The following is an 18,203-nucleotide window of genomic DNA, read 5'->3' as shown; positions in this document are numbered from 1 at the left end:
CAAGATCAACCGAAACGGCAGGCGAGTATGTGAATACGATCCACGGTGTGTCCAGTCTGTTTATCATACGGATTCGTTGCGAATTCTCGATGACAGAGAAGCAGCAATGATTCTCAGAAACATTCAAAAAACCTATTGAGAATGGAGAATCTTGAATGAATATTGCAGTGAAACGCTGGGTTTTTAACTCGGAACTACATCATCAATTCGTTCGGGTTTATGGAATCGACAGCGAAGGTGATCAAATTGATTTTAAAGGCGAGGTTATAGAAGTGATTGCTGAAAGGATCGTAATTTTGACGTCGGATAAAGGGAAATGGGTTTTAGGTCTTTATGAATTTGGCGAAAACGGTCTGAACATTGAGGTTTTTAGCCCGTCCTATAAATGCCAAATGCCTGAAGAGGCTGACCAAACCATTGTGGATTGCGAATGTTAGGGGGAGAAGCCTCATGAAACCTGCTGAATGGAAGCTTGAAAAAGTATGGATAGCGCGTGATGAGCAAGGGAATATCATCCGCGCTTCGGACTGCTCTCCAGGCGAGCTCCTGCAGCTGGCCGAAGAATTGCGCCAGAAGGCGAAAGGGGAAAATGTGAGATGAGGAAGCTTCTAATTGATGAAGGGAAACAGGTATTGAAGAGTTTGAAAGCTGAGTATATGCACCATGAGGCAGAAATTGTTGCTTCGTTGGTTGAGGAAATAGAGGATGAATACCGTAAAAGTTCGGTTCGATCAAATCTGAAAAAAGGCGATGCTGTCGTTATGCATTCCTGCATGGAAGCAAGTCTCCCTAAATATTCAGGACGGATATGGACATGTAGAACGGACGCCTTCCGATCCAAGGGACATGATTACGACACTGTTTTTCTGGAAGGGTTCAGCGGAAGCTTCTCAGCCGAATTTCTTCAAAAGGTCGATGTATCAGCAATCATTGAACCTTTCATTGATTCAACAGCCGGTGAACTCGCTGCTTCAGAACGTAGCTGGAGAGAAAAGAGCGAAGAAAACAGAAGACTTCGATTTGTACTAGAAGAAACTCGGAGTGTTCTCGGCAATGCTTATGAGTTGGGGTATCTCCATACGCCATTCGAAGGAGCTGTTGAGAGGATTCTGGACCGGATCGAGCAAGCCCTTAAAGGTCGTTGGCTAAAGGTCGGGGATTCAGTTTCTATCCTCTCATCCGGAATAAAGGGAGTTTTAGCAGATATTCAGTATGAACATGATCGTTATCAATTCAAACATATAAGCGGCTGGATGTATGGCATTTCAGACTTGGTTGTTAAAGAAGGTGAAGCAGCATGCCAAGAATGACGACTCAAGATGAGATCCGGAAGAGTATCTTAGAGCTTCGTAAAATTTATAACAATCTTTCGGATCTACAGTTTTCCGCATGGTATAGCAAAAAATACAAGGTCAAAGCAAATGAAGTATATGACATCATCCAGCAGGAGGGGAAAGCCAATGCCTAACGATGCAGGCCGGTATTCGAAGGAAGAAGTCATTGCCTCGGGGTTGCCCTACTACATCCCGAAAAGTAAACGTTGGACTCATACACCGTATCCTTTCGCGATTCTAATCTCAAAATCCCGATGTGAGCGCTTCGGGATGCCGATCCTTGGAAGTGGTCGAGAGAAGCCGTCAGCGTTTCTCTACTCGGCCAGCGCAGGCACCGGGACCGATGACAAAAAGCATCGATACATTCCATTATACGACCGGACAAGCGCCCTATCGGGGGACGAGTCGATCAGGCTCTATCCCCACGAAATCATGAAACAGGGTGAATGACATGAATTATACAGCTGAGTTACACGCCTTCATCGATTGGCTCGAAATAAATCCATTGGAGCCAACCACACAAACTTTGTGGATGCATTTAATGGCCATCGCAAATAAGAGTGGTTGTCCAGAGTGGTTTACAGTAGCCAATCCCCTATTACAGGCCAAAGTAGGCGTCACAGAAAACACCTTGATCAAGCATCGTAATTATTTGGTGCAAAAGGGCCGAATTGAATACAAGTCACAAGGTAAGCAAAAAGCCGGAAGGTATAAAATCACCCCCTTTACCTCAAATAATGCGGTAAACCGTGCGGTAAAAGATGAGGTAAACCATGAGGTAAACCGTGCGGTAAATGGTTCAGCGTTATTAAAAGATCTTAATTCTTCTTCTGCTTCTTCATCTTCATACGAATCGTATTATGCGGCACACAACCGAGTCTTCGGATTCGACTGTAATCCACACCAAAGCAAGCTGCTGGGAAGTTACATTGACCAAGACGGTATGGAAGAGGCGGTTGTGATACGGGCGATTGAAAGGGCTGGCGCGGCGTCAACGGGTTACAACTTTAATCTGATAATCCGTATCCTTGACGATTATTTTCATTCCGGTGCTATCAAATTGGAGCAAGCTGTTGCACTGGACCGTCAATTCGATCAGAGAAAACGAAACGAAAGAACTCCGGCATCTACAACGACCAGAAAAGCCAAGATTCACAGTTTTGCTGATTTAGCGAAAGGAGCTGCCGTCCATGACGCTTGAAGAGATCGGTAAGCTTTTTGATACCATCGTGGATTATTATCCTTCCTTCAACGGGGATCTAAAGAAAATGCAGAACTGGCAAACCACGTTGAAGAATGTTTCCCTGAAGGCGGCTATCAGAAACCTCCATGAGTATGCGAGCGACCCAGACAATAAATACCCACCGCATCCTGGGGCATTGGCAAGCAAACGAACCGAGGCCGATCGTTACCACGAAACGATGCGCCAGAACGGTGTACAAACCGTCAAGAGCTACAACCAATTACGCGAAGGTGTCACTCCACCAACCGAAGAACAACGCAGAAGGGTGCGTGAATTACTTGGATAAGTCACTTTTACCAAACAGTATGGTTTCCGAGCAGGCTACAATAGGCGCGATTATGGTTGATCCCCAGGCGTTCATGCATATATCGGACCTTCTCCTTCCGGAACACTTCTTCTCAGATGAGCATCGTATGATCTACGAATCCATGTTGGAACTTGACGGTGAAGGCAAGGGAATGGATCTCGTGAATGTGGTCGGTCGCCTTCAGGAGAAAAAGCAAATCGAGGACGTCGGAGGCGTAAGTTATCTGTCCAAGCTCTCACGGGCCGTTCCTTCTACCTCTACCGCCGAGATTAGCAATTATGCCGATACCATCAAGGATAGGTACTTACAGCGCCGAACAATTATTGAGTTGCAACAGCAACTCGCTGCTGCTTGGGAAGCCGATACAGGTCAGCAGGCTGTTGCTTCGGTACAAGCTGCAGCTAACGTGTTATCGGACAAGGCAGCGAAGCCGAAGGAATTTCGCACAATACGTGAGGTTGCAATGTCAGCTTTTGACTTACTGGAATATCGGTACGCAAATTCAGGAAATGAAGTAACCGGTATACCGTCCGGGTATGCGGATTTGGACCGAATGACGTCCGGTTTCCAAAACTCTGATCTCATTATCATAGCAGCACGGCCTTCTGTTGGGAAAACAGCCTTCGCCAATAACATCGCGCAGTACGCTGCGATCATAGCACGCAAGAACGTTGCATTTTTCAGTCTCGAAATGTCAGCGGAACAATTAGCCCTTCGAATGATGAGCTCCGAACAGCATATAGACGCCAATCGCATGAGAACCGGCTATATGAGATCAGAGGATTGGGAAAAGGCTACCCAGGCCGTAGCAACTTTGGGGAATTCGAATTTATTCTTGGACGACTCTTCTTCATTAACAGTAATGGAAATTATCAATAAATGTCGGAGGCTCAAAGAGAAATTCGGACTGGATATGATCGTCATTGATTACCTTCAACTGATTTCAGGCAACGGACGCACTGAAAACCGCCAGCAAGAAGTGTCCGAAATCTCTCGGAAATTGAAGCAGCTCGCCCGAGAACTAAATGTGCCGGTCATTGCATTGTCCCAGCTAAGCCGAGCAGTTGAACAACGAGCAGACAAACGGCCAATGTTATCCGATCTTCGGGAATCAGGATCGATTGAACAAGATGCAGATATCGTATCTTTCCTGTACCGGGATGACTATTACAACCAGGAAACAGAAAAACCGAACATTATTGAGATTATTATCGCGAAACAACGGAACGGTCCCGTTGGTACGGTGGAGCTCGCGTTCCAGAAGGAATACAACAAGTTTCTTAATTATAATCGTCAACATGCAACCGCATAGGAGGCCCTTATGAACGAACTATTAGAACAAGGTATCTGTCCGGCTTGTGGAGGATGCATTAAACACTGGAATCAAGGGATTTACGAATGTGAAGATTGCGGAACTATGATACCTGCCGACGAAGATGAATAGAGGTCAAGGAGGGATCGAATTGGCAATTGATCTAGGTGTTGCAAATGTACAGAATTACAAAATGTCGTTGAAGATCGCAGAACGTGCTTATCGACTAGCTCATAAACGGGCAGACTCTGACGATAAGAAAGTAATATCAGGAATGATTAGCGATTGTGAATATGCCATTGAATGGCTCGAAACTGGACGACGGCCAGGAAATAAAAGAGGAATCGAACGCCGGGCAGCATACCAACGTGAAAAGCTGGTTGATCCGTTAAGAATGCAGGCATATGTAAGGAACACTAAGGCAGGTGGACCGAGCAATCTCAGTGATTGGGAGAGGTTTCAAATTGAAGATGCTTTATCGAGACTATCTGAACGTGAACGTGATTGCTATACGATGGCGCACGGTGAATGTTTTTCATTTCAAGAAATCGCCGACTTTTTGAGGATATCGAAAGGGACAGTTGAAGAATACATTGAACGAGCACAACGAAAAATTTCAGAGGATCTTCAATCAAGCCTATTCCTTATCGGATAGGCTCTTTTTTTGTCTTACGAAAGCCACCTATAGATGAAAGCTATAAATGATTAATCGCTTATAGTTTTCGGTTTTCTTCATAACCTTTTGCCGCTCTCTTAAAGGAGGGCGGTCTTTTTTAATTGAAAGAGGTGATCATTGTGGTTAATGAGAAGACCTGGGAAGAATTCAGGAAATCAGGGTTGCTGTGGTGGATTAATATGATACTTCACACTCTCGGATGGTCAATTGTGGCTGATGTCGATAACAATGGACAGATAACGAGGGTATACCCTGCAAGAGTTGGATTCCGTGGATTCACTGAGGAAGCTAATACAGAAGGATATATAAAGGTTAGTCAATACATACAGGATAACGCTTCTGAATTGATTGATGAAGCGAAAAGGTGAGCAAATGAAAACAGTAAAATTAGTTGCATTTAGACGAAGGCAACCAGATCTATGCAAAGGCTGCATCTGGGGAGAGTGGACGGGAACAAAACAGTTCTGCGGTCGAGTCATTTGCCAACGCAAAGAAAATGAAGGAAGGGAAATGGTGCGAGATGAGCAATCAATCAGAGCTATTCCTTGAGAGAGTTCGAACAATCATCCGAAAGCTTGCACAAAAGATAAAAGAGTTTTTTTCGGAAGTCATGGATCTTGTAAGACGAAACCCCATCTTTAAAGCACTCATGAAAGTTATTCCCGCCCGTCACCGCAAAAAACTTTTTAGAGATTTCTTTCAACAGGTCCCATCAGTGAAGGTGTATCGGAGCCAGAATTATTTACGGACAATTACGGCCAGAGCACGGAGCCGCTGTTAATCAAAAAAGGAGGGTTGGACTATGAATGAGCCAATGAACAAGAGTGGTATTGGAGCCGGAGGAATGGCGAAGGGAAAGACGTTATCTGTAGATGCGCCGGAGATGGTAATTCCCCTTGCAAAAGAATACGCGGAAAAACTGTCTAGAGCCAGAATCGCCAGCTTTCTTTCTCCTCCGCCGTCCATCGAACAGAGACTTATGGCCGCATTGGGTGACGAATATTCGTACCAGGTTGTTTATTACAACCGGTGTGAAGGGGCAACTAGTGCCATTCAAAAGATCGTAAAAGAAAATCCATCTATCATCGTAGCTGGTGTTTGCGGAAATAAAGATAACTATCGCAGGGCAGGAATCCCATACAAGGATTATCGAGATTTGTATGATCGTTTAAGCACTCCATTATTTTTAAAAAATGCTGAAGCCATCATTCTCGATATTGTCCCTGAAAGTGAGTTAAGAAAAATAAGAGCAGCAGTCTTACCATTTGCAAGGAAACTGGTTGTTTTAAAAAGCATCTGAATAAGTTGGTTATCTAAATTGATATCATTCTATACTTTTACGGGAGGAATTAATATGAATACCACCGGAGTCAATATTTCGTTGTATGTGTCTCGTAAGGAATTAATTAATGCCAAGCAAGGCGGATCCACTATGGTTGCTTCCAAGTGCAAGACCAAAGAGGCTGATTACCAAGTGAATGTATCATTAGACGCTTGTGACATCCTTGAGGATGAAGTAAGGGTAAACCTATCTGTAATCAGAAGCAACGTCGAAGAAGCCGGGAAAGCCATGGGGGAAGCGATGGGCGCTGAATTACAAAAGGTATTTGCCGGACTGGAGTAGCGAATGGGAACGGAATCATTGTTGTAAAACCAATTCAGGATTAAGTGAAAGGAGCAACCTATGAAATGGATTGATGGGCTGTTCTTATTGACAAGAGTGGGCTTGATTTTATTCGCAACAGGATATGGATATGCGGCCTTAAAGCACTATTGGAGTAAAAGGTACCGACAGGCATTTTATAATATGTCAATCGTGTTGATGATCTTGATTATATTAACGTGAGGCCTGCTTAGGCCAGTGTTCATAAGAAACTATTTTCCCAAACGTTTGGGAATTTGTGAGGTGGTGATATGAATTTCGTCCAACCGATCCGCGATCAAGAAACGATTGAAGCGATCAAAGATTTCCTGATGCAACAATCCCATCGGAATTACATGTTGTTCGTATTCGGCATTAATACCGGTTTGCGTATCCAAGATATGCTGAAGTTTAAAGTCAAAGATGTGATGGGCGAATATCTCGTCATGACAGAGATGAAGACCGGGAAGCGAAAGATAATGAAGATTCCACCGGTACTGAAGCGAGAGATAAAAAGGTACATCGCCAATATGAATCCGGAGGATGTTCTCTTTCCCTCCAGGCAAGGCGGTAAGAATAAACCGATTAAAAGGGACATGGCCTATAAGATTATGAAGGCAGCAGCCAAAGAGTTTGGCCTCGTTGATATCGGCACCCATACCCTTAGGAAGACGTTCGGCTACCACATGTACCAAAAGAAAAAGGATATCACCTTGGTTCAGAACTTGCTTAACCACTCAGACAGGAGCATTACGATGAGATACATTGGCATGGATCAGGACATGATGGATGCGGCCATGAATGACTTTGGTTTATAGAGATCCCTTCATTGAATGAGTGTGGAACTCAAATCATGAAAGAAGCTGAAAGCCTTGGGAGAGTAAGAAGAAATCAACCTGAATGAGTTATGCTCTTTATTAAGATATGAATAACTTAGAGAGCAGAAGAGGCCATTCAGTTCATATATAGAAGGTGATGAAGCCTGAGAGCCCAATCGTGGCGCGGCCTCGCGGATTTTTGGGTCGCGGGTCCTTCCCAGGGGGTGGGTGCCTATGCGGGTACGAGTGAGCCCGGCATTCCACCGAATTTTATAAAAATTGCACACTATGCATTGTGCAAAAAGGAGGGGGTTATATGGGTGGAAAAGTGAGAGCGAAAATGATCGACGGAGCCTTATGTATCGCGACTTCCGAGCTTTGCGAAGTGTTCAATGTTCACCGCAATACAATTGCACAATGGGAGCGAAACGGAATGCCCAAAAAGGCCCGAGGATGGTACTCGTTAAAAGACACCATCAAATGGGTGACGGATAACCGGGGCGTCAAGAAGAATCCGGACGACGAAGAAGGTATGACACTATCCCAACAAAAGCTGAAATATGAAGCACAGCTGAAAGAGCAGCAGGCCGAAGCGGCGACTTTGAAAAATGCTATCTCCAAAGGTGAATACATTAGACGCGAAGACGTTGTGAGTGAGCTCCAGCGTTTTTTTATTTCCCTAAGAAGATCCATGGGAGGATTCAGCCGCAAGATTGCAATGGAGATTTCGCCGTATCTGGAACCGGAACAGGTTCGCTTAATCGAGCAGAATATTGCTGATACCACGAACGCCGCATTGCTCCAGCTGTCTGTCCGAGGTGTGTACGATGCCAAAAAGGACTGATGAGCAATGGCCGGAATGGTTGCATGCTGGATTTGACGTGTTGCGGCCTCCGGAAAAATTGACGGTCTCGGAATGGGCTGATCGCAATCGAATTCTCGATGAGAGATCCGCCGAGCCGGGTCCTTGGAGAACGGAGCGCACACCATACCTTCGCGGCATCATGGATGCATTTACTGATCCACGGATTGAGGAAATCATTTTTGTGAAACCGACCCAGGTCGGCGGCACCGAAAGCCTCAACAATATGTTCGGGTATACCATTGCTCAAGATCCAAGCCCGGCGCTTATCGTTTATCCGATGCTCGATTTGGCCGAGTTCACTTCCAAGAACCGGCTTCAGCCGATGATCAGACTAAGCCCAGCACTGAATGAGCGCTTTAAAGAAGAGGACAGCAAACTGCTGGAGCTCCAGTTCAACGGGATGTATGCCGTTATCGCAGGCGCAAACAGCCCGGCCTCACTTTCCAGCCGGGCCATTCGATACTTGTTCATGGATGAAGTGGACAAGTACCCGAAAAACTCCGGTAAAGAGGCCGATCCGAGGGCATTGGCGCGGGAACGGACCAAGACTTTCCCTTTCAACAAAAAAATCATGCAGACTTCGACGCCGACGCTGAAAGGCGGGCCGATTTGGCAAGCTTGGCTGACGGCGGATGTTCGTATGCATTATTACGTTCCTTGTCCGCATTGTGGTCATTTCCAGACCTTTAAGTACAAACAGATTATTTATAACAAGAGTTTAGACCGCGAGAAAATCAAGGAAACAGCCCATTATCAATGTGTACATTGTGAGCAAATCATTCGGGATGCTCATAAACCTTCCATGCTTCGCGGCGGCGAGTGGCGAGCAGAAGACGGTTCCACAGTTCCAGGGATTAAAACTGGATTTCATTTGAATGCGATCTATAGTCCGTGGGTTCGTTTTGGTGATGTGGCGTATGAATTTGTTTCGTCAAAAAATACACCTGAAGAGTTTATGAACTTTATCAATTCTTGGCTGGCGGAACCTTGGGAAAACACGCAAGTCAAACTGAGTAGCAGCAAGGTGCTCAGTAAGGTTAGCGGCTATGAAGAGGGCGTTGTTCCGGATCGAACAATTCTGTTAACTGGCGGGGTTGACGTGCAGAAGGACCGGTTTTATTACACGATCCGTGCATGGGGCGAGAAAATGGAGAGCTCCAATATTCGCCATGGTGTCGTTGAAACGTGGGCGGAGATTGAAGATGCAATGAACATCTCCTATTTCACCAGGGACGGGACCGAATACTTCGTGAATCTTTGTGCCGTGGACTCCGGATACAACGCCGATGATACCTATGATTTTTGCGCTCAGAATCCGGAATGGGCTGTTGCAATCAAAGGTTCAAACACGCCTTTGCGAACAAAGTATACCCTGACAAAGATTGACCGGGCGGAACGTGGCGTTTTTGGCCTGTCTCTTTATCTCGTAGACGGCGGTTACTATAAAGACTTTATTGCAGGTCGGTTAAATCGAGAAGAGGAAGGTCCCGGTGGCTGGTATGTTTATATCGATTGCGATGAGGATTACGCGGAGCAAATCACGGCTGAAGAAAAGGTAACTGAAAAGCATGGAAAGCGGGAAATTGAAGTATGGCGCAAGAAAACAGCTCATGCGGATAATCACTACCTCGACTGTGAAGTATATGCCGCATTCGCGGCGGATTGTTTGGGTATCCGGTATATGCGGTATGAACAGACGCCTGAGAAGAAAGCGGCAGGAAGTGAAAATGTCCCGGCAAAGCCTGCGAATAACAATTGGGTAGGGGGTGGAGGTTCATGGCTATGACGCCACTGGAAAGATTGGAACAATTGAATATTGACCTGGCCGAGGTACGCGCAGCCATTAGCGCGGTATTGCGAGGGGCCCAAGAATACCGAATCGGGAGCAAATCATTCCGCCGTGCGGACCTTGGCTTGTTATACGAGGAACGGACACGCCTCGAAAGAGAAATCGCCGATATCGAAAACGGCGGGATGTTCCGAGCAGTTTACTTTGAAGGGAGGTGATGAATCTGAATTGGCTAGAACGGTCCATTGCTACGGTCAGTCCGCAATGGGCATATAAACGAATGGCTTGGCGGTCGGCGGTATCTGCATTTGATAGTGGGAGTACAGGGCGTTTAAATCGTAACTGGAATCCTGGCACTGAAGGATATGATAATCTATCTCGGGGAGAACGTACTCTTGTTCGACATCGAGCGCAAGACCTTGAACGAAATAGTGATATCGCCGGTGCAATCTTGTTAGCATTTGAACGAAATGTTGTCGGAAGTGGAATGATGCTTCAGGCGAAGATTCCGCATACCAAACCGGGAAATGAAGATGGTCAAATAAACCATGCCATCGAGGACCTTTGGGAAGAATTTTGCAAAGCCGAGAATGTGGATATCACGGGAACGCAATCCTTGGATGAGATCGAAGAAACTCTATTACGACGGTATATCGTGGATGGCGGAATTATTGTCGTCAAGGTGTACACAGATGATGATAAATTTCCTTTCAAAATCCAACTCCGTTCAGTGGATGATTTAAATGATCTGAATACGATCGTTCCATTAGAGAATGGTAATCGAATCGTGGAAGGGATCGAGCTAGACAAGTTTAACAAACCTGTTGCATATCATTTCAAGAAATTAGACGGCCAAACGCTGCTGCCTGGAGAAACGGTCCGGGTATTGGCGAAGGACGTCATTTTTTTATTCAAAAAAAATTCGCCAAAGCAAATCCGGGAGGTGTCGCAGCTCGCGACGGCCTTACCACGAATTAAGGATGCAAATCAGTTTATCGAGGCCGTATCCATTAAGGAGCGGGTGTTGGCATGTCTTTCCGTTTTTATCAAACGAGAAACGCCATCGGGTGGCGGTCCGGGGCGCGGGGTTTCGCAATTTACGAATGCGGATCGTAAGGATTATAGCGGGATGTCCATAACGCCGGGCATGATCGGCGAATTAAATCCTGGAGATGAAGTTCAAGCTGTCATACCAGCGGGACAAGCCTCCAACTCGAAAGAGTTTATTACGACGTTGGTTCGGTTGTCTTCAGCCGGAATTGGTCTTAGTTATGAAGCGGTGTCGCGTGACTTATCCCAAGTCAATTACTCTTCAGCCCGGCAAGGACTGATCGAGGACCGGAAGCTATACAAGAAATTGCAAAACATGCTGATTAAAAAGGTGCTTACTCCGATCTATCTTGAATTTTTGGACGCGATGCACCTGACGGGGCAACTCGAACTGCCCCATTACAGCAACAACAAAAAAGATTATCTCGCTCATGTCTGGATACCACCAGGTTATAACTGGATCGATCCAGGGAAAGAGGCTAACGCCAACAAGACAGCGCTGGAAACCAACCAGGACACGCTTGCACGAATTTGTGCGGAACGTGGAGAGGATTGGCGTGACGTTTTAAAACAGCGTGCAGCGGAACGGAAATATGAAAATGATTTGTTGAAGGAGGATGACGGTGAGGGACAATCAGAAGATGCCGACGATCTTGACGAGGACGAGAACTAAAGAACCGTCAACGTTAACGCGCACCTTAACCTTTGCACGGGACACGGTTAATGAATCGGATCGCACCGTGGAACTCTCGTTTTCGAGCGAAGCACCATATGAGCGTTATTTCGGATCTGAGATATTAAGCCATGATCCGGAAGCGATTGACCTTACTCGACTTGAGGAAGTCGGCGTACTGCTGTTTTCTCATGGTCGGGATGCGAAATATGGACGGATGCCAATCGGAAGCATTGAGAAGGTGTGGTTAGATAGCTCGCAGCGGAAGGCTCGGGCGCTTGTCAAATTCGATGATGATGAAGATAGCGACCGGGTATTCCAGAAGGTACTCAAAGGGATTATTAAAGGCGTTTCCGTTGGGTATTCCGTTAGCAGTTGGGAAGAGGTCAAAGCGGGTAAATCATCGGCCAATGGACGTTTTACAGGTCCGGCCTATGTGGCTTTGAAGTGGCAACCCTTTGAAATCAGTGTCGAACCAACGCCAGCTGATCCATCGGTCGGCGTAGGAAGAAGTCATAATGATGAAAGCGAGGATGAAGGAATGAAGGGATTAAAAATGTTGGCTTTGGCCGCACAAGGATTGATGCATGCACCAGATAATGGAGCGGGAGCAGGTGGAGGAAGTTCGGCACCTGAAGGCGGTGAACGCGCTGGAGCTCCAGCAAATAAACCGCCAGTAGTCGATCCAGAAGCATTGCAACGCCAGGCTATGGAAGCAGAACGCTCCAGGGTTTCGGAGATCTCGCAACTTTGCCGTGATTTTGGTTTGGATGCGAATCCATTTATCCAGGATGGCAGCACGTTGGAAAAGGTCAAAGACGCGATCCTGACCAAGCAGCGTGAAAGCCGCGCACCGCATCCATCTGGCATTGAATTCGGGGCAGAAGATCAAGACAAGTTCCGCTCTGCTGCTTCCGATGCTCTGTTGATGCGTGCTGGTCGTTCGGTTGTAAAGCCAGCAGCAGGAGCGCCCGAGCTTCGGTCCATGCGAATGCGGGATTTGGCGGTGGAGTGCTTGCAGCGTGCAGGTATCCAAGGAGCACATCGGATGGGTGACGAGGAATTGTTGAAGCGGGCATTGACTCCGGATACAGCATTCCAATCGATTCTCTCCAATGCAGCGAATAAATCACTTTCTCAGGCATATCAGGAGGCACCAACGACCTTCCAATATTGGACAGGTAAGGGTTCGAACTCCGACTTTAAAGCAGCTGAACACTATCGAATTTCGGAAGCTGGTGAATTGCAGCGTACTCCACAAAACGGAGTCATTCCATATGATTCGGCTATGAAGGATGAGAAAGTAACGAAAGCGGTACTGACCTACGCCGAACGTTGGGGCTTTACGCGTGAAGCTTTTATTAATGACGACTTGAGCGTTTTAAGCCGGGTACCTGCTGCTTATGTTATTGCGGCCAAACGAGGCATCAACAAACTCGTATACAAGATGCTTGCGTCTAACCCGGTAATTTTCGATGGCGAAACGTTGTTCAGCGCTCCACATAACAACCTTGGAACTGCTGGTGTTATCAATACAACAACCATGAGTGAAGGCCGTAAGAAGATGCGCACGCAAAAAGGTATTCGTGGCGAGGCAACTTTGAACATCGCACCAAAGTATCTGATTGTCCCGGCTGAACAGGAAACGGCAGCAGCACAATACATTCGAAGCGAAGCTGATCCGGAAGGCAAACACAGCGGAGTTACGAATGTGTTCCGTAACTCCATGGATATCATCGTGGATGCGGAACTTGATCAATACTCCGAGTTTGCTTGGTATTTGGCCGCTGATCCGAATATTGCAGACACCGTTGAAGTCACTTACCTGCGCGGCCAGGAAGAACCGACGCTCGAAACGGATATTCCGTTTGATCGTTTGGGCATGGATTTCCGGATTTACTTTGATTACGGTGTTACGATCTTGGACAGTCGCGGACTCTTCAAAAATCCTGGGGAAACCCCAACGGCTCCATAGGAAGGAGGAAATACACAATGAAATTGAAAGAACCTTTAAATTTTGCCGGTCGGCTGTATGATGCGGGGGAGAGCGTGAAAGGCCAGCTCCCCCTCGATATGATCGAGGCTTTGCGAAAGAATAACAAGCTGGATGATGTCGCGAATGACACGGAGACGGAATTCACGGAACAGACGCAAGACGATTTCAATCTTGATGGTGGCGGAGGGTCAAACGACCTGGGCAACCTCCCGATTGTTGGAAATACGATTCTTTCTCCTGAAGCCTTCAAGGAATTGTCTGCTCCTGATCAAAAAGATCATCTCAAGGCATTGGAGATCGAACCGGCCAGTAAGGCAGAGGACCGTCTTGAGCAATATGAAACTTGGTATTTTGAACAGGTCGCCAACGCCGACCCGAATGCCCAATGAGTTTCTTTCAGGAGCAATTGGAGCGGGATGCACAAAACGTCTTCTTGAATCCGGAAGAGTTCGGTACGCGTCATATCGTGAATGGCCGGGAAATGATCATTGTCATCGATGAAGACCAATTGCAGCACCGAAAATCCAGCGCTTCAAATCCCACGGACGGGGTTTATCACGCTTCGCTTCTCTTTTATGCCTTGAAAACGGACTTCGAAAAACGGCCAGTGACGGATTCCTCCATTCGGATAGATGACCGAAATTTCAGGGTCGCGGATGTCCAAGAGGATGAGGTCATGTACACCATTACGCTGAAGCGAGTCGGATCATGATTACGATTGATGCCGATAAGCTGAAAGAGGTTGAGAAGCGATTAAGCCAGTATCCTAAGCAAGCGCCAGTCGTCCTATCCAGAGCGCTAAACCGGACGGCAACCAATGTGAAATCCAATGCCTCGAAGAAGGCACGCGAAATCTACCGCATCAAGGCCCAGGACGTAAACAAATCCTTCAAGATCAACCGGGCATCGCGAAACAATCTAGGGGCTTCGGTGGTTTCGACTGGCGGGAGCATCGGGCTTGAGAAATTTAAAACCAACGCTCGGGAACCGTCAGCGAAAAAACCACGGTCCTTTAAAGCGGCCGTCAAAAAACAGGGCAGTCTGAGAACGATTCTACGGGGCTTTGTCGCCAATATCAGCGGCGTTAAGGTGTTCCAGCGTACAAGCAAGAAAAGGCTTCCTATACAGCGCCTGTTCGGCCCTCCGGTGCCTCAAATGGTAGACAATCCGGAAGTACGTCAATTCATTAATCAACAGGCCGTGGAGACCTTCGAAAAACGATTGGATCATGAGATTAAAAGAGTCATGGAGGGTAACTGATGGCTACTCCCTATCTACTGCAAAAAGCCTTGGTCGAAGAGATCAAGGTTCTTTTTGCTGGTTATGAAACCGAGAACGCGGCCGGGGAACTGGTCCCGTTAAATGTTTATCCTCAATCGCTGCCAGAAAAGACGGATGAAGAGGATTCGGCGCATTTTCCCTATGTGGTGGTGCGAATCGTGGATGGAGGCATCCCGAGTGAGGAAGTAGCGGCATCCTGCCGAATGGTAATCGTGACGGGGATCTATGATGATAATCCGGATTATCAGGGCAACAAGTCGGTATTGAATATTTTACAGCGAATTGAAACGCATTTGTTGGCTAAACGAATCATTGCCGGGAAGTTCGCAATTCAGTATCCGTACAACTGGCAAATTTATGATGATGAAGACCTGCATCCGTATTATTTCGGCGGAGCAGAAACCAATTGGACCCTGCCAGCGGTTCAACAGGAGGTGGATGACGATGAATGAAATCCAAGAAGAAATATTAAATCCGAAAGTCGATAAAACGCCACGGAAGAAGAAAGAAAACCCGGAATCGGACAAATCGCCAAACGCTTGGGAATATGAGACCGCCGTTATCTATGTTGGCCCTACCATTCCGAAGCTGGCGAGATATACAACTTTCCGAGCAGGATTTCCCCGCCCCATTCAAAAGCTGATGGAGCGAATTCCTGAGCTCAAAGGTTTATTTGTTCCCGTTCCGGAGTTTCCCAAAGTGCGGTTACAAACCGAAACGGTAGGCACGCCGTTACATGCGGCCTATCAGGCGGTATTGTCCGCACAGACACAGAAAGGAAGTGTTTAACGAATGGCAGAACGTCATGGTGTTTATGTAACGGAGGTACCGGCATCTATTCTCGCGCCGGTTTCGCCACTAGCGACTATTCCGGTCGTGTTCGGAACGGCACCCATTCACTTGTCAAAGCTGGCATCGCCTCCAGTGAATGTGCCTTTTCTGGCAGAGAGCTGGGAGCAATACAAAGAGACTCTAGGTTACTCGGAGGATTGGGAGAATTATACGCTTTGCGAATTTGCCTTTTCTCATTTTCAGCTGTATAAACAGTCTCCAGTCGTTTTCGTAAACGTACTTGATCCAGAGGTGCACAAAGAGAGTGTAAATCCTTCCCCGGTTTCATTGACGAGGGGCACTGGCACAATTAACGTTCCGGGGATTTTGACAAATACGGTTAAAGTATCGTCCACGGGTCAGACGCCAACGGATTATGTGCGGGATACCGATTATACACTTTCATTCAATTCAGCCGGAGATCTTATCCTGACTGCGAAGCCAGGCGGGGCAATGATTGCGGAAAACTCTGTCAATGTCGGATATGACAAGCTGAGACCTGAAGATGTGGATTCAGGAGTCATCGTCGGCGGAACGGACGGCGTTACCGGAGCGGTTACAGGCCTTGAGGTATTAAAACAAGTGTTTCCTCGCTTAAGAGTTGTTCCAGGTCTGATTTTAGCTCCTGGCTTTTCTCATGACCCGGTGGTTGGCGCGGTCATGGCTGCAAAGTCACGCAAGATCAACGGGAATTTCAACGCCCAAGCAATTACGGACCTTCCGGGAAATCTAACGGCAGCTCAAGTTGATAAATGGAAAGAGGACAATCTCTACACGGACAAAGCTCAGTTCAATACATGGCCTAAAGTAACCAAGTCTGGCCGCACCTATTGGCTATCGACGCATTTGGCGGGTGTCATTTGTCAAACTGATGCCGAGAATGACGGTGTTCCGTATCGGTCGCCGTCCAATAAGGCGCTTCAGATCGACGGCATTGTACTCGATGATGGTAAAGTAGTTGCCCTTGGCCCGGACGAGGCGGAATTGATCAATGCGGAAGGGATCGTAACCGCTTTGAATTTTATTGGTGGTTTTCGTTCGTGGGGCAATCGTACCGGGGCATACCCGGAAGCAAACGATCCTCAGAGCTCCTTTATCCCGGTAAGGCGTATGTTTGACTGGTGGAATAACACCATCATTTTGACTCAGTGGATGTATGTTGATGATCCAGCAAATAAACGTTTGGTGGAGGCGGTCGTTGATTCGCTGAACATTCGCCTAAATGGGTTGCAGTCGTCTGGCTTTATCCTGGGTGGACGGATTGAGTTTAACAAACAAGACAATCCGAAGGAATCCACGATGAACGGCAAACTGAAATTCCGGAATTACTTTACACCACCGTCTCCAGGTCAAGAGTTGGAATTCATGGTGGAATATGATGCAGAATACTTGTCTGCAATTTAGGAGGGGTACCCTTGGCTGGCAAACAAATACCTGATAGATTAACGAATTTCACGGGTTATCGCAACGGATCGGAATACCTGGGAGTTGTAGACGTGGACCTTCCAGATTTGGAGTCGTTGACGGAGACGATCAGCGGGGCAGGCATTCCAGGGGAAATCGAAAGTCCGCTGATTGGACACTTTGGTTCCATGGTTACGACACTGAATTGGCGCGTGCTGGATCGTGCCAACTTCAAACTGGCCCGGCAGGAAATGCAGCAAATTGACTTTAGAGGCTCGATCCAAACGTTAGATGCTACACAAAACTATATTCATATCCCAGTTCGCGTAACCATCCGAGGCATGCCGAAAACAACGCCACTCGGAAGCTTATCCGTTGGTGGTACCATGGATAACTCGAATGAGCTGGAAACGTTCTATATCAAAATTATCTACAACGGCGAGACTGTGGTTGAAATTGATAAAACGAATTTCATTTGTATCATTGATGGCGTCGATTATCTAGCTCAGGTTCGCGAGAATCTAGGGCTTTAATAAAAGGAGGAACAGAAAACCCATGACTAATGAAAAACAAGAAACACAAGTCGGTGCGAGTAGTAAAGATTATAAATTGATACGACCGATCACCTTTGAAGGCGATGAAATCAAGTCCTTAAACTTGGATTTTGAATGCCTAGGCGGCACAGAACTGATGAATTGTGCAAAACTGGCTCAAAGAATGGACCCGAATGAAGTACCAATGGTTCGGGCCGCATCGATTAATTATCAGGTTGCGGTAGCAGCAAGAGCAGCGGGCGTTACTCCTGAATTGATCCAATCTTTGAAAGCCAAAGACTTTACGCAAGTGACTCAACTGGCATCCAATTTTTTAATCACAATGGAATAGGCGGAGATATTGTTCAGGAATTGCGCGAAACGGCAATTATCCTGTGTTCGCTTATTCCAGGTTCAACCTTAACGTTCTGGCTCAGCCAGCCGCTCAA

Annotated in this window: 27 protein-coding genes; all 27 read left to right on the top strand. The window is 46.8% G+C overall.

Annotated elements, in window-relative coordinates; all coding sequences use genetic code 11:
- Positions 1-155: 155 nt before the first annotated feature.
- Positions 156-437 carry a hypothetical protein gene (locus tag HMPREF9412_RS24615; RefSeq protein WP_009594480.1) on the top strand — a complete coding sequence of 94 codons (282 nt, stop codon included), beginning with the start codon at positions 156-158 and terminating at the stop codon, positions 435-437.
- Positions 438-450: 13 nt separating this feature from the next.
- Positions 451-600 (top strand): hypothetical protein, encoded by a 150-nt coding sequence (locus HMPREF9412_RS33025; protein WP_009594481.1) that lies wholly within the window; start codon positions 451-453, stop codon positions 598-600.
- Positions 597-1,310, top strand: coding sequence for a hypothetical protein (locus tag HMPREF9412_RS31835; protein WP_009594551.1), 714 nt, complete (start codon positions 597-599; stop codon positions 1,308-1,310). The genes HMPREF9412_RS33025 and HMPREF9412_RS31835 overlap by 4 nt, the downstream gene beginning before the upstream one ends.
- Positions 1,298-1,468: a hypothetical protein gene (locus tag HMPREF9412_RS33020; RefSeq protein WP_009594514.1), complete on the top strand. Its 171-nt coding sequence runs from the start codon at positions 1,298-1,300 to the stop codon at positions 1,466-1,468. The genes HMPREF9412_RS31835 and HMPREF9412_RS33020 overlap by 13 nt, the downstream gene beginning before the upstream one ends.
- Positions 1,461-1,784 carry a hypothetical protein gene (locus HMPREF9412_RS24605; protein ID WP_036643359.1) on the top strand — a complete coding sequence of 108 codons (324 nt, stop codon included), beginning with the start codon at positions 1,461-1,463 and terminating at the stop codon, positions 1,782-1,784. The genes HMPREF9412_RS33020 and HMPREF9412_RS24605 overlap by 8 nt, the downstream gene beginning before the upstream one ends.
- 1 nt (position 1,785) lies before the next feature.
- Positions 1,786-2,535, top strand: coding sequence for a DnaD domain protein (locus HMPREF9412_RS31830; RefSeq protein WP_009594525.1), 750 nt, complete (start codon positions 1,786-1,788; stop codon positions 2,533-2,535).
- Positions 2,525-2,863, top strand: coding sequence for a hypothetical protein (locus tag HMPREF9412_RS33480; protein ID WP_009594517.1), 339 nt, complete (start codon positions 2,525-2,527; stop codon positions 2,861-2,863). The genes HMPREF9412_RS31830 and HMPREF9412_RS33480 overlap by 11 nt, the downstream gene beginning before the upstream one ends.
- The gene (gene dnaB / locus HMPREF9412_RS24590) at positions 2,847-4,196 is read left to right on the top strand and encodes a replicative DNA helicase (RefSeq protein WP_302622006.1); all 1,350 of its coding nucleotides are present in this window, start codon (positions 2,847-2,849) and stop codon (positions 4,194-4,196) included. The genes HMPREF9412_RS33480 and dnaB overlap by 17 nt, the downstream gene beginning before the upstream one ends.
- A gap of 9 nt (positions 4,197-4,205) precedes the next feature.
- Positions 4,206-4,328 (top strand): hypothetical protein, encoded by a 123-nt coding sequence (locus HMPREF9412_RS33615; protein ID WP_009594513.1) that lies wholly within the window; start codon positions 4,206-4,208, stop codon positions 4,326-4,328.
- 19 nt (positions 4,329-4,347) lie between these two features.
- Entirely contained in the window at positions 4,348-4,851 is a 504-nt protein-coding gene (locus tag HMPREF9412_RS24585) for a sigma factor-like helix-turn-helix DNA-binding protein (RefSeq protein ID WP_009594541.1), read from the top strand.
- Between the two features lie 122 nt (positions 4,852-4,973).
- The gene (locus HMPREF9412_RS24580) at positions 4,974-5,240 is read left to right on the top strand and encodes a hypothetical protein (protein WP_050802855.1); all 267 of its coding nucleotides are present in this window, start codon (positions 4,974-4,976) and stop codon (positions 5,238-5,240) included.
- A 434-nt stretch (positions 5,241-5,674) separates the two neighbouring features.
- Complete coding sequence (locus HMPREF9412_RS24570; protein ID WP_009594554.1) at positions 5,675-6,172, top strand: hypothetical protein; 498 nt, start codon at positions 5,675-5,677, stop codon at positions 6,170-6,172.
- 54 nt (positions 6,173-6,226) lie between these two features.
- Entirely contained in the window at positions 6,227-6,496 is a 270-nt protein-coding gene (locus HMPREF9412_RS24565; protein ID WP_009594548.1) for a hypothetical protein, read from the top strand.
- Between the two features lie 290 nt (positions 6,497-6,786).
- Positions 6,787-7,332, top strand: coding sequence for a site-specific integrase (locus HMPREF9412_RS24560; protein ID WP_009594507.1), 546 nt, complete (start codon positions 6,787-6,789; stop codon positions 7,330-7,332).
- A gap of 316 nt (positions 7,333-7,648) precedes the next feature.
- Positions 7,649-8,176, top strand: a complete 528-nt coding sequence (locus HMPREF9412_RS33475) for a hypothetical protein (protein WP_009594468.1) — start codon at positions 7,649-7,651, stop codon at positions 8,174-8,176.
- Positions 8,160-9,983, top strand: coding sequence for a phage terminase large subunit family protein (locus HMPREF9412_RS24550; RefSeq protein ID WP_036673473.1), 1,824 nt, complete (start codon positions 8,160-8,162; stop codon positions 9,981-9,983). Before HMPREF9412_RS33475 ends, HMPREF9412_RS24550 begins: the two co-directional genes overlap by 17 nt.
- Positions 9,974-10,204 (top strand): hypothetical protein, encoded by a 231-nt coding sequence (locus HMPREF9412_RS24545; RefSeq protein ID WP_036673472.1) that lies wholly within the window; start codon positions 9,974-9,976, stop codon positions 10,202-10,204. Before HMPREF9412_RS24550 ends, HMPREF9412_RS24545 begins: the two co-directional genes overlap by 10 nt.
- Positions 10,204-11,709: a phage portal protein gene (locus HMPREF9412_RS24540; protein ID WP_036673470.1), complete on the top strand. Its 1,506-nt coding sequence runs from the start codon at positions 10,204-10,206 to the stop codon at positions 11,707-11,709. Before HMPREF9412_RS24545 ends, HMPREF9412_RS24540 begins: the two co-directional genes overlap by 1 nt.
- A complete protein-coding gene (locus HMPREF9412_RS24535; protein WP_009594528.1) occupies positions 11,660-13,684 on the top strand; it encodes a prohead protease/major capsid protein fusion protein in 2,025 nt (674 codons plus the stop codon). The genes HMPREF9412_RS24540 and HMPREF9412_RS24535 overlap by 50 nt, the downstream gene beginning before the upstream one ends.
- 17 nt (positions 13,685-13,701) lie before the next feature.
- Positions 13,702-14,094 (top strand): hypothetical protein, encoded by a 393-nt coding sequence (locus tag HMPREF9412_RS24530; protein WP_009594538.1) that lies wholly within the window; start codon positions 13,702-13,704, stop codon positions 14,092-14,094.
- A 17-nt stretch (positions 14,095-14,111) separates the two neighbouring features.
- Positions 14,112-14,417, top strand: a complete 306-nt coding sequence (locus HMPREF9412_RS24525) for a hypothetical protein (protein ID WP_254664111.1) — start codon at positions 14,112-14,114, stop codon at positions 14,415-14,417.
- A complete protein-coding gene (locus HMPREF9412_RS24520) occupies positions 14,414-14,965 on the top strand; it encodes a phage tail protein (protein WP_009594500.1) in 552 nt (183 codons plus the stop codon). The genes HMPREF9412_RS24525 and HMPREF9412_RS24520 overlap by 4 nt, the downstream gene beginning before the upstream one ends.
- Positions 14,965-15,438, top strand: a complete 474-nt coding sequence (locus HMPREF9412_RS24515; RefSeq protein WP_009594519.1) for a hypothetical protein — start codon at positions 14,965-14,967, stop codon at positions 15,436-15,438. The genes HMPREF9412_RS24520 and HMPREF9412_RS24515 overlap by 1 nt, the downstream gene beginning before the upstream one ends.
- On the top strand, positions 15,431-15,775 hold the full coding sequence (locus HMPREF9412_RS24510) for a hypothetical protein (RefSeq protein WP_009594487.1): 345 nt from the start codon (positions 15,431-15,433) through the stop codon (positions 15,773-15,775). The genes HMPREF9412_RS24515 and HMPREF9412_RS24510 overlap by 8 nt, the downstream gene beginning before the upstream one ends.
- A 3-nt stretch (positions 15,776-15,778) precedes the next feature.
- Positions 15,779-17,221 carry a phage tail sheath family protein gene (locus tag HMPREF9412_RS24505; RefSeq protein ID WP_009594535.1) on the top strand — a complete coding sequence of 481 codons (1,443 nt, stop codon included), beginning with the start codon at positions 15,779-15,781 and terminating at the stop codon, positions 17,219-17,221.
- 11 nt (positions 17,222-17,232) lie between these two features.
- The gene (locus HMPREF9412_RS24500) at positions 17,233-17,754 is read left to right on the top strand and encodes a phage major tail tube protein (protein ID WP_009594523.1); all 522 of its coding nucleotides are present in this window, start codon (positions 17,233-17,235) and stop codon (positions 17,752-17,754) included.
- Positions 17,755-17,776: 22 nt separating this feature from the next.
- Positions 17,777-18,106 carry a phage tail assembly protein gene (locus HMPREF9412_RS24495; protein ID WP_050802854.1) on the top strand — a complete coding sequence of 110 codons (330 nt, stop codon included), beginning with the start codon at positions 17,777-17,779 and terminating at the stop codon, positions 18,104-18,106.
- The last annotated feature ends 97 nt before the right edge of the window (positions 18,107-18,203 follow it).

This window comes from Paenibacillus sp. HGF5 (assembly GCF_000204455.1).
Lineage (GTDB): Bacteria > Bacillota > Bacilli > Paenibacillales > Paenibacillaceae > Paenibacillus_AQ > Paenibacillus_AQ lautus_A.
This window is presented reverse-complemented; position numbering and strand designations above follow the sequence as displayed.